Here is a 15,214-nt window from a genome sequence, read left to right as displayed (position 1 = left end):
TTTTAGATGTTTCATACAATAGACGAAGCGATAGAAGATCTAAAGGAAGGTAAAGTTGTCATAGTGGTGGATGATGAAGATCGTGAAAATGAAGGTGATTTTGTTTCATTAGCTGATCGAGTTACACCTGAAACAATCAATTTTATGATTAAGCATGGTAGAGGACTAGTTTGTGTTCCTATTACAGAAGAACAAGCTAAGAGATTAGATTTAACGCCAATGGTATCTCAAAATACAGATCCACATGGTACAGCTTTTACAGTAAGTGTAGATTACAAAACTAACACAACTGGGATCAGTGCTTTTGAACGTGCGGACACTGTTAAAGCTCTTTTATCAGAAGATGTAAAGTCAGCTGACTTTAAACGACCAGGACATACCTTTCCGTTAATTGCAAAAACAGGTGGTGTTCTAAGACGTGCTGGTCATACTGAAGCTGCAGTTGATTTATCTTTACTAAGTGGAGCTAAACCAGGTGGAGTTATTTGTGAAATTATTAAAGAAGATGGCACAATGGCGAGAGTACCGGATTTATTAGTACTATCAGAGAAATTAAATTTAAAGATTATCACAATAAAAGACTTAATTAAATATCGAAACACAACCGAAAAATTAGTGAAACGCGAAGTAGAAATAGATCTACCAACAGAGTTTGGATCTTTTAAAGCAATTGGATATTCAAACACTTTAGATGATAAAGAGCATGTTGCTTTTGTAAAAGGTGACATTGACTCTAGTGAAGACATTATTGTAAGAGTTCATTCCGAATGTTTAACTGGAGATGTGTTTGGTTCTTTTAGATGTGATTGTGGTCCTCAGCTTCATGCTGCACTCACACAAATTGAAAAAGCAGGTACAGGTGTACTGCTTTATATGCGTCAAGAAGGAAGAGGTATAGGTTTACTTAATAAAATGAGAGCCTATAAGCTTCAAGAAGAAGGATATGACACAGTTGCAGCAAATGAAAAGCTAGGCTTTGCTCCTGATCTTAGAGATTATGGGATTGGAGCTCAAATAATCAGAGATCTAGGTATACAAAAAATGAAGTTATTAACTAATAACCCTCGTAAAATTGCCGGGTTAGAAGGATATGGATTAACGGTTGTTGATCGTATTCCAATTCAAATGCCAGAACGAGAAGAAAACAAACAATACTTACGTACAAAGTATGAAAAGCTAGGACATTTCTTACATTTCTAAGATGTCTTCAGTATGAAGACATCTCATACAGAGGATGCCATCTGTTAAAGAAAAGATGTCATTCGACTATAATACAGTAGTTATATACTTAAAAAATTTCTAATAAAATTTGGAGGAATAAAAATGAAAACATTTGAAGGACATTTAATTGGTAGTGGTTTAAAAGTTGCAATAGTAGTAGCTCGTTTTAATGAATTTATTACATCAAAGCTTCTTGGTGGAGCTGAGGATGGTTTAAGAAGACATGGAGTTGAAAATGAAAATGTAACAGTTGCATGGGTACCAGGTGCTTTTGAATTACCATTGGTAGCGAAAAAGTTAGCAGAATCAGGTAAATATGATGCAGTTATTACTTTAGGTACTGTTATTCGTGGAGCAACTACTCACTATGATTATGTTTGTAACGAAGCAGCAAAAGGTGTTTCACAAGCATCATTAACAACTGGAGTGCCGGTTATTTTTGGAGTATTAACAACAGAGACAATTGAACAGGCAGTAGAAAGAGCTGGTACAAAAGCAGGAAATAAAGGCTATGAAGCTGCAGTAACTGCAATTGAAATGGCTAATTTACTTAACACTTTTGAATAATTTACGTAAAAGTGTTTAAAAAAGGTAGAAAACTGTATATAATATCTTGAGAAGAACTATATAATAACAGATACTCAATGCAACTTTTAGTTTATCCGCATATACAACAGGGGTTAAAGGCAAGGAATATGCGTCAGTCAAAAACCAAAAAAGTATAACGTTAGATACTAGTAGGACCTTAATTGGATTAAATTTGTGCTTTTTAGGTATAGTACTTTGCTTTCTGGTAAAAGGAAGCTATTTCGTTAATGAGGGGTATATATGTTAATTCGCTATAAAAAAACTTTTGAAAAGATTGCCATGGGTTTATTGTCATTTATGCCGGCCGAAAAGGAAATAAAGCAATTGCAGCAGACGATAAAACAGTATGAAGTTGAAGATAACTGGCAGCTGTTTTTATGGAAATATGAGGAAGACATAATTGGTGCAATTGGTGTTATTTTCAAAGGTGAAGATACTGTAGAAGTACAGCATATCACTGTAAATCCATCTCACCGTCATCAAGGTGTTGGGAAATCTATGGTCAATGCAGTTACAGATCTTTATAAAAATAAAGCCGTAGTGCCAAATGAAGATACTAAGGCATTCTTTGAAAAATGTTCGAATGATTCTACTCAAGATTGTGAATAAAAAACAAGCCAGATATTCGTTGAATTCTGGCTTGTTTTTTTATGGGAAGAACAAGGTGTGTACATTCATTTATTAGAATGCCGCTTTTTGAGCTGAAGCTCACGTTCAGTAATAACCTCTGATCGGTCACGTTTTATATGTTTATGTAATAAGTATTCATTACTTAAGTCACTATGTTTCCCCCAAGTAAGATTCTCATGTAAACATCGGTTATTACATATCGTTTGTAACTTTTTATCAACAATTGGAAGGTTATAACTATGATAAGGTTGATTGCTGAAGATTTCTTGTTTTCTATGTTTTAGTTGATTTAGTAATTCATCACTTTGTAATCCTAGTAAGTTGAGCATGTCTTTCTCGTGTTCTAGTAGGTTAATTGCGTTAGACATCATTCTGTAAGCACCAGAATAGTTACCTCTCCTTTGATGGTAAAGCCCCACAGCTATTTGAATAAGACCGACCCAATATTTTTTCCGTTCTTTTGGTGGGTCTTTTTTCCAATGCTCCTCAAGAACCTCATGACATTCAAAATAATCTCGTTCACAATGAAAGTAAATAAGATAATCAACATAAGCTTGATCATACATATTTATAGCAAATCCCCCTTGATAAAAAAGCTTTTTAAATAAGTGTATCATATTATTTTCAAGTTAGTGAAACAACAAACTTTAAACGCAACCCACATAGATAACTGAACAAAAAGTGATTAAAATGAAATTCCATGTATGTATAAAAGCTGCTGATACCTCAGCAGCTTTATTTTTTAATATACCCAAGCAGCACCAACGATAATTAATAAAATAAACAATACAACAATTAACGCAAATCCTCCGCCGTAACCAACTACTGCTTCACCCATTTTTTAAATACCTCCCTTATGTTTAGCTGTTACATTGGTAATATATGAGGAAAAAGCTGAGTTGTATAGGCAAGTGTCTATTTTCACCTATTTTTTAGGGTGCATTAAATTAAGGCTCTGTTAAACTTTGTTGTTGATTTCCGTTACAGGCATTCGCTTTCCTGGGAAAAAATGCAGTTCGTTTTTTCCTAGGGAAGAATAAGGACCATTCTTCCTAGGTCCGGGAGCCTCCTCGTAAGCTGCGCGCCTGTGGGGTCTCCCTTTGACACGCTTCTCTTAGCAGGAGTCTCATATATTCACCTCCAATCAACAATGTCCTAAAAATCAACATTAACCTTTAACATAGACAAAATTAAAGTGAGATTTTTTCGGAAATCTCTAATGAAGATAATTCCGGAGAACCCTGAAAATAAATTTCTAAAACTTAGCTCTGTAAAGGATTAATTTGGAGAAAGAGTTAAATATTACGTTGAGAATGCGGTTACACCAAAGAAATCCGTCATCAGAAAGACTTTTTAATACGTTAATCTAAAAAATAATCTCTAATATGGTAAAGAAGCAAGCATCGAGCAACTTGTTTTTAAATAAATATTGGACATGAGGAAGTTTTACTCTATACTATATGTTGGCTAGTTGTAAGAATGGTGGGATAAAGTATGAAATATCATGTGAAAATAGATGCGTTTGAAGGACCCTTAGATCTTTTACTACATTTAATCAATCGTTTAGAAATTGATATATATGATATACCTGTGTCTGAGATAACGGAGCAATATATGCTATATATTCACACAATGCAGGAGATGCATCTTGATATAGCTTCAGAATACTTAGTGATGGCAGCGACTTTATTGTCAATAAAAAGTAGAATGCTGTTACCAAAACAAGAGGAAGATCTTTTTGAGGATGAATTTGGTAATGAACCAGAAGAGGATCCTCGTGATGAGTTAATGCAAAGACTTATTGAGTATCGTAAATATAAAGAAGCAGCAGAGGATTTACGAACTCTTGAAGAAGATCGTTTGCAGGTCTATACAAAGGCTCCAAGTGATTTAAGTGAATATATAATCGAATCATCAAATCAAATGGATTCTTTAAATGTTTCAATTTACGATATGTTAGGTGCTTTCCAAAAAATGCTTCGTCGGAAAAAAATTAAAAAACCGATGCAAACAACAATCTCAAGACAAGAAATACCGATTGAGAGAAGAATGGAAGAAATTTTATTGGACCTTAGAACAAATCCAGGTAGACGCAAATTCACAGACTTATTTACATCTGATAATAAAGATCATTTAGTTGTAACTTTTTTGGCTATATTAGAGCTAATGAAAACACATTCAATCCTTATTGAACAAGAAAACAATTTTGCAGATATTTTTATAATGGGGAGTGAGTAGGATCATGTCCTTAGGTGTTATTGAGTGGAATTCAATTGTTGAGGCTCTTTTATTTGCTTCCGGAGATGAAGGGCTTTCTCTCAAGCAATTAATGACAGTATTAGAATTAGAAGAACAAGAAGTAATGGACATTTTAGGAGAATTGTCTTCAAGTTATAAAGAGAAAAAACGCGGAATTGATTTGGTGGAAGTTGCGGGGCATTATCAACTGACAACTAAGAAAATTCATTCTTCATATATTAAAAAATTGGTTGAATCTCCTGTTAATAGTTCTCTGTCACAAGCAGCGCTAGAAACGTTAGCTATTGTAGCATATAGGCAGCCTATAACAAGGGCAGAAATTGAAGAAGTTCGCGGTGTAAAAACAGAAAGACCACTTCAAACTCTTGTATCAAAAATTTTAATTAAAGAAGTTGGAAGAGCTGAAGGAACAGGTCGTGCTATTTTATATGGAACGACAAGAGAATTCCTGGAATATTTTGGTCTAAAATCTATTAAAGAATTACCTCCACTTCCAGAGAAAACGGACGACGAATTCGAACAGGAAGAAGCAGATTTATTTTTTGAAAAGTTTAATGAAACGTTAGAAGAGTTAAAATAATCCCAAGTTAAAGACTGGTAAAGTAATGGTTTTAAAGCCATTACCTTACCAGTTTTTTTTATTATTTATTAAGATACTTAAAATGAAAAACAATCAACAGAAATTGAAGTTTTTATCATAAGCTTTGTCCCACTGCATAAACTTGTACAAAACAAGTAAGGGGACGTGGATGCATTATGTTGCAAATTAAGAAAATGACAACAGGGATACTCATCATTTTACTTCTAATCACATTACTCCCACACCAGACTTCAGCTGTTGGCGTAAGTGCTCAAACTGCCATTTTAATAGATCAAGAATCTGGTAGAGTTTTGTTTGAAAAAGATGCTCACAAAAAAATGAGAATTGCTAGTATAACGAAAATTATGACTGCGATTTTGGCTATTGAATCAGGAAAACTAGAAGAAATGGTTACTGTAAGTGAAAGAGTACTTAAAGCTGAGGGATCTTCTGTTTACTTACAAAAAGGTGAGAAAATTAAATTAGAAGATTTAGTTTATGGTTTAATGCTACGCTCAGGAAATGATGCGGCTGTGGCAATAGCTGAGCATGTTGGTGGAAGTTTAGAAGGTTTTGTCATTATGATGAATCAAAAAGCTGCAGAAATTGGTATGACAAACACTGAATTTGCAAATCCACATGGACTTGATGATCATGAAAATCATTATTCAACAGCCTATGATATGGCGATTTTGACACAATACGCTATGAAAAACGAAACGTACCAAAAGATATCTGGTACTGAAACGCATCGTGCACCAAACCCAAATGAAAAATGGGACAGAGTATGGCATAACAAAAACAAATTATTAACACAACTATATGAATACAGTACTGGTGGGAAGACAGGTTATACAGTTCGGGCAAAAAGAACTTTAGTATCAACGGCTACTAAAGATGGTTTTGATACAATTGTTGTTACATTAAATGATCCTGATGATTGGAAGGATCATATGAATCTTCATAACTATGCTTACAGCCATTTTGAGTTAGTGAAATTAAAAGATAAAGGTACTCTTAAAGGAATAGAAGAGGATTTTTATCATAATAAAATTTTTCTTGAAAGAGATGTTATCTACCCTCTAACAAAAGAAGAGCAGGACAAGGTGAATATTAATGTGAAATTACAAAAGCCAGATGAAGAGTGGGAAAGGGAGGAAGTAGTACCAAATGTTGTAGGAAATCTCCTAGTTAAAATAGATGAAAGAAAAATAGCAGAAGTACCTATATATTTTGATAATGGCAAGGTTGAAAAGCCTAAAGGCTCATTTTGGGAGATGTTTCGAAATCTGTTTTTTGCTGTTTCAGGTGTGAAGTAAAATGGTTAATATTATTTGGGTGATGTTAACTGTTATTGGAATAGTGTTTGCGATGTTTAATGGAACAATGGAAGAAGTAAATGAAGCTATTTTCAAAGGTGGTAAAGAAGCAGTTACCATTTCAATTGGGTTTATCAGTGTATTAGTTTTTTGGCTTGGGTTAATGAAAGTTGCAGAGAATGCAGGTTTACTAGAGAAATTGGGTAATTTATTCAAGCCAATTGTGACAAGACTTTTTCCAGAAGTGCCACCTGAACACCCAGCGATGGGTTATATGCTTTCAAATATGATGGCAAATTTATTTGGATTAGGAAATGCTGCAACCCCACTAGGAATAAAAGCAATGGAACAATTAAAAGTGTTAAATGGAAATTCAGATAAAGCTAGCAGGTCAATGATCACATTTTTAGCAATTAATACGTCAAGCTTAACACTTATTCCTACTACAGTAATTGCAATTATGATGACCTATGGCTCTTCCTCACCTACTAGTATTGTTGGACCAACATTAATTGCAACACTTCTATCTACAACTGGAGCTATTATGATCGATCGTTACTTTTATTATAGGAGAAAGAGAAAAGGGTGATAGAACATGGGTGTCATTGGTGTAATATCTCTATGGATCATACCTGTTATAATTGGATTCATATTAATTTATGGAACACTAAAGAAAGTTCCAACATATGAGTCATTTGTTGAAGGTGGAAAAGAAGGGATAAATATCTCGTTTTCCATTATTCCTTATTTAGTTGGAATGCTTGTGGCCATTTCAGTTTTTAGAGCCTCTGGTGCATTAGAATTTTTAATGAATTTTATGAAACCAGCTCTTGAAGTTTTAAATATTCCTGCTGAAATTGTTCCTTTGGCTTTCATTCGGCCAATCTCTGGTACTGCAGCATTAGGCTTAACTTCTGATATCATTTCAACTTATGGCCCAGATTCATTTATTGGTATGTTAGCTGCAACAATGCAAGGAAGTACAGATACGACTTTATATGTACTAACGGTTTATTTTGGAGCAGTAGGAATAAGAAGAATGGGTGATGCGTTAAAAGTTGGATTGTTAGCAGATGTTGTAGGAATTATTGCAGCTATTGTAGTTGTCACGTTAATGTTTTCATAAGTTAGACTTTTGACAGCTTCCTCTTCTACATAATTAACTATAAAATAAATAAATAAATTAAAAACTTGGCTAGTGCTTTAGCCAAGTTTTTTGTTGTGTAGTGAAATGCATTCAAAGAGTTAACGAAAATTGAATTGACTAGAGTTGAACTGTTTAGTATCACTAACTATTACGAGAGATAGTACTTTGATGATTAATTATGTTATGATAGGAAAGCATATTTTGACAACTTCTGCTTCTTTTCAAAATTGATATAAGATATTTTAGATAACAGGACAGATACATAAGGGATATGTGTCTTTTTGATATAGAGCTAATAAAACTGTTTTCTATACTTAATTGTCGAAACTTGTGAAAATAAAATGAAAACAGTAATATATTATCGAGGTGAAAGTTATGGAACGCTTACAAAAAGTAATTGCTCATGCTGGTGTTGCATCAAGAAGAAAAGCTGAGGAATTAATACTAGAAGGCAAAGTAAAAGTAAATGGAAAAGTAATTAAAGAGTTGGGTACAAAGGTATCAGACAATGATCGCGTTGAGGTAGAAGGAATTCCATTAGAACGTGAGGAGCCTATCTATGTTATTTTATATAAACCAAGCGGTGTGATTTCTGCTGTTAAGGATGATAAAGGCAGGAAGGTTGTTACAGACTTTTTCCCATACATAAAGCAACGAATATATCCAGTCGGAAGATTAGATTATGACACATCAGGTATTCTTTTATTAACTAATGATGGTGACTTTGCTAATATTCTTATGCATCCACGTTATGAAGTTGATAAGTCTTATGTAGCTAAAGTAAAGGGAATTCCTACTCGTGAAAAAATTAAACAGCTTGAAAGAGGAGTTATGCTAGAGGATGGAAAGACTGCACCTGCACATGTGAAGGTATTGTCGGTAGATAAAAAGAAAAATACAAGTATTATTGAAATTGTTATTCATGAGGGACGTAATCGTCAAGTGAGACGTATGTTTGAAGCAATAGAACATCCTGTACAAAAATTAAAACGTGAAAAGTTTGCTTTTCTTAATTTACATGGACTTACTACAGGTGATTCTAGAGAGTTAACTCCACATGAAGTGAAACAATTACGATCTCTTGCTCAGCATGGAAATAAGCTAAAGTAATTTTCACATAAACTTCAAAAAATCTAGACAAGCAAATTGAACGTTAATGGTATAATTACTTAGAATGTCTAAGGAGTAGGAGAGTATGAAGAAATGAAAAAAAACCGCTTACTCATGCGCTCTGTTATATTAATTATATTAATTGGTGCATTAGGATACACATTATATTCAAACTTTTTTGTTAGTAAGGAAAGAGTTAAGGTTGGAAGCGAAGCACCTGACTTTGTTTTAAAAGATTTAGATGGAAATGAACATCAATTGTCTGATTACAAAGGAAAGGGAGTTTTTCTCAATTTCTGGGGTACTTGGTGTGAGCCATGTGAGCGTGAAATGCCTTATATGGATAATCAATATTCTTATTATAAAGATCAAGGTGTTGAAGTACTAGCTGTTAATATTGCTGAGTCAAATATAGCTGTACAGACATTTATCGATAAACACCAGCTATCATTTCCAGTTATTCTAGATAAAGATAGACAAGTACTAAATGCATATGGTGTTGGTCCTTTACCAACAACCTTCTTAATTAATCCTGAAGGAAAAGTAGTCGATATTACCTCAGGAACTTTATCTGAACGAATGATTAGAGATTATATGGAACAGATTAAACCTTAAAATGGGGAGTTTTCAGCATGAACAATGTTATGTGTGAGTGTGGTCATGCAAATCCAGAAGGAACTCTTATATGTGAATCATGTGGGAATCCAATAGGTGAGAAAGAGAAAAATGAACCTAAAAAATTACTTGATATGAAGTATGAAGGATCTGCTAGACGCTCGCAAACTTACAAAAAAACGATGGTTGATAAGGTATGGAACTTTTTTTCATCGGTTAAAGTTGGGGTCTGGTTAATTGTTCTAACACTTTTAGCATCAGCTTTAGGAACAGTGTTTCCACAAGAGATGTATATTCCACCAACATCTACAGCATCACAATTTTATAAAGATGAATACGGGTTCTTAGGCCAGCTTTATTATGAATTAGGTTTTCATAATTTATATGGTTCTTGGTGGTATATGATACTAGTAGCTTCAATTGGTATATCACTTGTTATTGCAAGTCTAGACCGTTTTATTCCACTTTATCGTGCTTTAAAAAAGCAAGGTGTAACTAGACATGAGTCGTTTATGAAGCGTCAGAGACTTTATAGCTCTACACAAACTAACGATTATGAACCACTAAAAATTAAAGAACAGCTTGAAGCTCGTCGATATCGTGTAAGAGAAGAAAATGGTAACCTCTTAGCAGAAAAAGGACGATTTTCAAGATGGGGTCCATATGTTAATCATTGTGGACTCATTATCTTTTTATTTGGTGCAATGCTTCGTTTTGTTCCTGGTATGTATGTTGACGAAGTTCTCTGGGTAAGAGAAGGGGAAACAGCAGTTATTCCAGGTACTGAAGGTCAGTATTACTTGGAAAACAAAGATTTCATTATGGAAGTTTACGAGAAAGATAAAGAAAACAAAGTGTTCGAGGATGCAATTAACAGGGTTGGAGATGGTTCTGTTGTTAAAAATTTCCAATCTAATGTGGTGTTATACGAAAGAACAGGTGAAATCGTACATGGAGCTGAACCTGAATTAAAAGAAGTAAAAAAAGAAGAAATAAGAGTTAATGAGCCATTGAAGTTTGACGCATTTTCACTTTACCAAGTAGATTATAAGCTAAATGAGTTAAACAAAATGAAATTCAGTTTAATAGATAAAGAAACTGAAGAAAGCTTTGGTGATTTAACAGTAGATTTATTAGATCCAGCAAAGGAATATGATCTTGGGAACGGGTATAGAGTACAACTCGCAACATATCTTCCTGATTTTTATTTTGATGAAGATGGTGTCCCAGATACAAAAACCAGAATACCAAATAATCCTGCCTTTGTTTTTAAAATGTTTACACCTGAAACACCAGAAGGAGAATCAAGTTTTGTTGCTATTCAACAAAATATAGAGCCTTCAGGGCAAAACCGATATAAGATGATCTTTCAAGGTGTAGAAACTAAGGATTTAACAGCATTAACTGTTAGAAAAGATATGACATTGTGGTTCTTAGGTATTGGTGGGGCAATTTTTATGATTGGTGTTATTCAAGGTATGTACTGGAATCATCGTCGTATTTGGATAAAAAACCATGATGGTCATGTGCTTGTAGCAGGACATACAAATAAAAATTGGTATGGCTTGTCACAGGAGATGAAGAAAATATTGGACGACTCGCCATTAAACATCCCACAAGATCAAAATGAAAAACAATAATGTTTTAGGGAGGGGAAAACATGGCTGCGCTTAGTAGTAACTTTTTAGAGATTGCTTTTATCATATATTTAGTAGCAATCTTTTTATTTGGTGGTTCGATCCGTGATAAACGTTCTAAATCAGATAAAATGAGCAAATGGACGATTATTGCGGTTGCAACTACTATTCTTGGCTTTGCTTCACAATTAGGTTATTTTATAACTAGATGGATTGCATCAGGACATGCACCAGTGAGTAATTTATTTGAATTTGCGACAGCATTTGGAATGATGCTTGTTCTTGCTTTCATTATCTTATTCTTTATATACAAAGTTGCTATATTAGGACTATTTACGTTACCAATTGTTGTTTTAATTATTGCTTATGGAAGTATGTTTCCTACTGATATAAGTCCACTTATTCCATCTTTGCAAAGTCATTGGCTATACATTCATGTGACAACTGCTGCGTTGGGACAAGCAATACTATCAATTAGTGCTGTAGCAGGTATTATTCATCTTGTTACAGTAGTAGATCAAAAAAAGTCATCAAAAAAGACATTCTGGCTGGAAGCTATTATGTATGTTCTTGTTATTACACTAGGTTTTATCCTTGTAACAAGTACATTCAAAGGACTTGATTATTCCGCTGAATTTACTTGGATTGATAAGAAAGATCAGGAATCTGTTATGATGTTTAATATGCCTGCTTTAGTCGGTCCTAATGAAGGAGAATTAATAACAGAAGGTAGGTTCCAACCAATCGTTGAGCTTCCTGCAATTATTTCGGCTGTTAAATTAAACACGGTACTATGGTCAGTAGCAGTTGGTTCAATTCTTTATGGATTATTTAGATTGATATTCCGAAAGCGAATTTCTGCATTAATTCAGCCTCTTACCAAAAATGTAAATTTGGATATTGTTGATGAAATCGGGTATCGTTCAGTTGCAATTGGTTTCCCTATTTTTACTCTAGGAGCGCTAATATTTGCTATGATTTGGGCGCAAATTGCATGGACACGCTTTTGGGGCTGGGATCCTAAAGAGGTATGGGCACTTATCACATTCTTGTTTTATGCAGCTTATTTACACCTTCGTCTTTCTAAAGGTTGGCATGGCGAGAAATCAGCTTGGCTTGCAGTTATTGGTTTTGCTATAATTATGTTTAATTTTATATTTGTAAACTTAGTTATTGCTGGCTTGCATTCTTACGCATAATACGTTGTAATAATAGAACTAGTTGAATATTTCTGTAAGTAGCATATTAATAGTAATAACACTGCTATAAAAGCCTTCACTCTTGCAGTGAAGGCTTTTATTTAGGCTCGTTTCTGAAAGATTGTTGCTATATAACCAAAATATGCAATAGAAACAGTGTATTTTAGCATAAAGGCTACTATTTTATGAAGAAAAGATGCCACTATTCTTCTGGTATCTATAAGCAACAAAGTTTGTGAAAAGAGCCTTTATTTATATGAACCTTATTAATTTGATAAGATAAGTGTAATATCTAGAAATAGTAGGGTAAAAAGAGAAAGATATTATTTATCCCATACATAAGGAGTGTTCTTAATGGAAGAGAACCAATATGCAAAAATTTTAGTGGTTGATGATGAAGATAGAATCAGACGTCTTATAAGAATGTACCTTGAAAGAGAGAATTATGAAATTGAGGAAGCTGAGGATGGTCATCAAGCATTAGAAATGGCTTTAAATAATGAATATGATTTGATTATGTTAGATGTGATGATGCCTGGTATAGATGGGATTGAAGTTTGTCGTCAACTACGTGAAAAAAAGGCAACTCCAATTATTATGCTTACTGCAAAGGGTGAGGAAACAAATCGTGTACAAGGTTTTGAAGTAGGAACAGATGATTATATTGTAAAGCCTTTTAGTCCAAGAGAAGTAGTGTTAAGAGTAAAGGCATTGCTTCGTAGATCATCACAAACATCTTACTTGAAAACAGACACTAAAACTAAGAATATCATTGTATTTCCTCATCTTTCTATTGATCATGATGCTCACCGTGTAACAGCAGATGGTACTGAAGTTAGTTTAACACCGAAGGAGTATGAGTTACTTTACTTTTTAGCAAAAACTCCGGATAAAGTATATGATCGAGAAAAATTACTTAAAGAAGTATGGCAATACGAATTTTTTGGAGATCTGCGAACAGTTGATACACATGTTAAAAGATTGAGAGAAAAATTAAGTAAGGTTTCACCTGAAGCAGCCAAAATGATTGTTACTGTTTGGGGAGTTGGCTATAAATTTGAGGTAAGCAATACATGATTCTTTGGAGAAGTGTAGTTGGTAAACTTTGGGGAACGATTCTTTTACTCGTTTCCTTTGTTTTGTTTGTACTTACAATATTAATGCTGGAGTTTATTGAGAATTATCATGTTGATGAAGCTGAACGAGAATTAACACAGCTTGCTACTAAAGTTTCAGCAATAATAGAAAGTCATGAAGATCAAGATCTTGCCATGTCAATATCATGGGAATTAACAGATGAATTGACTGATATTTTAATTATTGAAGACGATACAAATTACTGGAAATCTCCAATTAAAACAGATGAAATAGCACATCTCGATTTTAAAGATATAAAAAATGATCCAGATCTTTATAAAATATTAGAAAATCAGAAAAAAGTAAGTAAACGAACAAATCTTGATTCTGGTGAGCAGTATGTAAATGGTGAAGATGAGGTTCTTATAGTTGGAGTGCCATACAAAGTTTCAGATACAAAAAATGGTGCTGTTTTCATTTCTCAGTCTTTACTTGCTGTTCATGATACAACAAAGCATACAACAAAATTTATAATATTAGCAGCTGGAATTGCCATTATTTTAACAACGATTTTTGCATTTTTCTTATCGACGAGGATTACATACCCTCTTAGAAAGATGAGAGAGGTAGCACAGGAGCTAGCGAAGGGTAAATTTGATACAAAGGTACCAATCATGTCAAATGATGAAATTGGAGAGCTTGGTATCGCCTTTAATCAAATGGGGAAACAATTAAAATTTCATATTAATGCTCTAAGACAGGAAAAAGAACATTTGACCAATATATTAAGTAGCATGGCAGATGGTGTTATTACTTTGAATATTGATGGAACGATACTAGTAACGAATCCTCCAGCAGAGAGGTTTTTACAAGCGTGGTATTATGAGCAGGAAATGAAGATTGAACTTGGCAAGGAGCTACCACCAGAAGCACAAGAGCTTTTTCAAAGAGTTGTAAATACTGAGAAAGAGCAAGTAATTGAGATTATGATTCAAGGGAGAAGTTGGGTTATATTAATGAGTCCTTTGTATAATCAGTCTCATGTTCGAGGTGCAGTAGCCGTTCTAAGAGATATGACAGAGGAAAGACGTCTAGATAAGCTTCGTAAAGACTTTATTGCGAATGTAAGCCATGAATTGCGTACACCTATATCAATGCTTCAAGGCTATAGTGAGGCCATTGTAGATGATATTGCAAGCACGGATGATGAAAAGAAAGAAATAGCTCAAGTTATTCATGATGAATCACTTAGAATGGGACGATTAGTGAATGACTTATTAGACTTAGCGAGAATGGAAGCAGGTCATATTTCTCTAAATCTAGAGGATATTTCGATAACAGAATTTATAGATAAGATTAATCGGAAATTTCAAGGACTTGCTAAAGATAAGAAAATTACGTTAGATGCAGATGTGAGTATAAATAAACCTGATTTTTTACTAGATCCAGATCGAATAGAACAAGTATTAACGAATTTAATTGATAATGCTATAAGGCACACATCAGAAGATGGAACAGTAAAGATAGAAGTTGAGGAGCTTGATAATGGTCTTACAATAAGTGTACAAGATTCTGGAAGTGGAATTCCTCAAGAAGACCTGCCTTTTGTATTTGAGCGTTTTTATAAGGCAGATAAAGCAAGAACAAGAGGAAGAGCGGGTACAGGTCTTGGGCTGGCAATTGTAAAAAATATTATTGAAGCACATAAAGGGAAAATCCAGGTTCATAGCAAAATAGATGAAGGTACGACATTTAGTTTCTTTTTACCCCTAAATATGCCAACATCCGAATAAAATTTGCCGAACAATCTTGTTTCATAAGAAACATTTTTC

At 33.9% G+C, this 15,214-nt stretch carries 16 protein-coding genes; 14 read left to right on the top strand and 2 right to left on the bottom strand.

The features are described 5' to 3' along the window. The first annotated feature begins 6 nt into the window (after positions 1-6). The 3 genes from FS935_RS03915 to FS935_RS03905 all read left to right on the top strand — a co-directional run bounded on the left by FS935_RS03915 (position 7) and on the right by FS935_RS03905 (position 2,418). Entirely contained in the window at positions 7-1,200 is a 1,194-nt protein-coding gene (locus FS935_RS03915) for a bifunctional 3,4-dihydroxy-2-butanone-4-phosphate synthase/GTP cyclohydrolase II (protein ID WP_146946202.1), read from the top strand. Positions 1,201-1,323: 123 nt separating this feature from the next. Next, positions 1,324-1,788, top strand: a complete 465-nt coding sequence (gene ribH, locus FS935_RS03910; protein ID WP_146946201.1) for a 6,7-dimethyl-8-ribityllumazine synthase — start codon at positions 1,324-1,326, stop codon at positions 1,786-1,788. A 261-nt stretch (positions 1,789-2,049) separates the two neighbouring features. Beyond that, positions 2,050-2,418, top strand: coding sequence for a GNAT family N-acetyltransferase (locus tag FS935_RS03905; protein ID WP_146946200.1), 369 nt, complete (start codon positions 2,050-2,052; stop codon positions 2,416-2,418). Positions 2,419-2,483: 65 nt separating this feature from the next. On the opposite strand, the gene FS935_RS03900 is transcribed toward FS935_RS03905, so the two are convergent. Beyond that, complete coding sequence (locus tag FS935_RS03900) at positions 2,484-3,005, bottom strand: DUF309 domain-containing protein (protein WP_146946199.1); 522 nt, start codon at positions 3,003-3,005, stop codon at positions 2,484-2,486. A 176-nt stretch (positions 3,006-3,181) separates the two neighbouring features. Next, the gene (locus FS935_RS03895; RefSeq protein ID WP_146946198.1) at positions 3,182-3,277 is read right to left on the bottom strand and encodes a YjcZ family sporulation protein; all 96 of its coding nucleotides are present in this window, start codon (positions 3,275-3,277) and stop codon (positions 3,182-3,184) included. A gap of 656 nt (positions 3,278-3,933) precedes the next feature. Between FS935_RS03895 and FS935_RS03890 the strand changes: the two genes are divergently transcribed. The 11 genes from FS935_RS03890 to FS935_RS03840 all read left to right on the top strand — a co-directional run bounded on the left by FS935_RS03890 (position 3,934) and on the right by FS935_RS03840 (position 15,175). Next, positions 3,934-4,677, top strand: a complete 744-nt coding sequence (locus tag FS935_RS03890; protein WP_146946197.1) for a segregation/condensation protein A — start codon at positions 3,934-3,936, stop codon at positions 4,675-4,677. A 4-nt stretch (positions 4,678-4,681) separates the two neighbouring features. Next, the gene (scpB, locus tag FS935_RS03885; protein ID WP_146946196.1) at positions 4,682-5,278 is read left to right on the top strand and encodes an SMC-Scp complex subunit ScpB; all 597 of its coding nucleotides are present in this window, start codon (positions 4,682-4,684) and stop codon (positions 5,276-5,278) included. Between the two features lie 176 nt (positions 5,279-5,454). Then, positions 5,455-6,597: a D-alanyl-D-alanine carboxypeptidase family protein gene (locus FS935_RS03880; protein WP_146946195.1), complete on the top strand. Its 1,143-nt coding sequence runs from the start codon at positions 5,455-5,457 to the stop codon at positions 6,595-6,597. Position 6,598: 1 nt separating this feature from the next. After that, entirely contained in the window at positions 6,599-7,186 is a 588-nt protein-coding gene (locus FS935_RS03875; protein ID WP_146946194.1) for a nucleoside recognition domain-containing protein, read from the top strand. 6 nt (positions 7,187-7,192) lie between these two features. Next, positions 7,193-7,723 (top strand): spore maturation protein, encoded by a 531-nt coding sequence (locus FS935_RS03870; RefSeq protein WP_146946193.1) that lies wholly within the window; start codon positions 7,193-7,195, stop codon positions 7,721-7,723. A gap of 396 nt (positions 7,724-8,119) precedes the next feature. Continuing rightward, complete coding sequence (gene rluB / locus FS935_RS03865) at positions 8,120-8,854, top strand: 23S rRNA pseudouridine(2605) synthase RluB (protein WP_146946192.1); 735 nt, start codon at positions 8,120-8,122, stop codon at positions 8,852-8,854. A gap of 93 nt (positions 8,855-8,947) precedes the next feature. Then, complete coding sequence (gene resA, locus FS935_RS03860; protein WP_146946191.1) at positions 8,948-9,469, top strand: thiol-disulfide oxidoreductase ResA; 522 nt, start codon at positions 8,948-8,950, stop codon at positions 9,467-9,469. 17 nt (positions 9,470-9,486) lie between these two features. Further along, a complete protein-coding gene (gene resB, locus FS935_RS03855; RefSeq protein ID WP_146946190.1) occupies positions 9,487-11,109 on the top strand; it encodes a cytochrome c biogenesis protein ResB in 1,623 nt (540 codons plus the stop codon). Positions 11,110-11,129: 20 nt separating this feature from the next. Further along, positions 11,130-12,305 carry a c-type cytochrome biogenesis protein CcsB gene (gene ccsB, locus FS935_RS03850; protein WP_146946189.1) on the top strand — a complete coding sequence of 392 codons (1,176 nt, stop codon included), beginning with the start codon at positions 11,130-11,132 and terminating at the stop codon, positions 12,303-12,305. 354 nt (positions 12,306-12,659) lie between these two features. Further along, positions 12,660-13,382, top strand: a complete 723-nt coding sequence (locus FS935_RS03845; RefSeq protein ID WP_146946188.1) for a response regulator transcription factor — start codon at positions 12,660-12,662, stop codon at positions 13,380-13,382. Further along, complete coding sequence (locus tag FS935_RS03840) at positions 13,379-15,175, top strand: ATP-binding protein (RefSeq protein WP_146946187.1); 1,797 nt, start codon at positions 13,379-13,381, stop codon at positions 15,173-15,175. Before FS935_RS03845 ends, FS935_RS03840 begins: the two co-directional genes overlap by 4 nt. Positions 15,176-15,214: the final 39 nt, after the last annotated feature.

It is taken from the genome of Metabacillus litoralis, assembly GCF_007994985.1.
GTDB classification, from domain to species: domain Bacteria; phylum Bacillota; class Bacilli; order Bacillales; family Bacillaceae; genus Metabacillus; species Metabacillus litoralis.
Note: the sequence above shows the minus strand (reverse complement) of the source record. Positions and strands in the feature narration are given on the sequence as shown.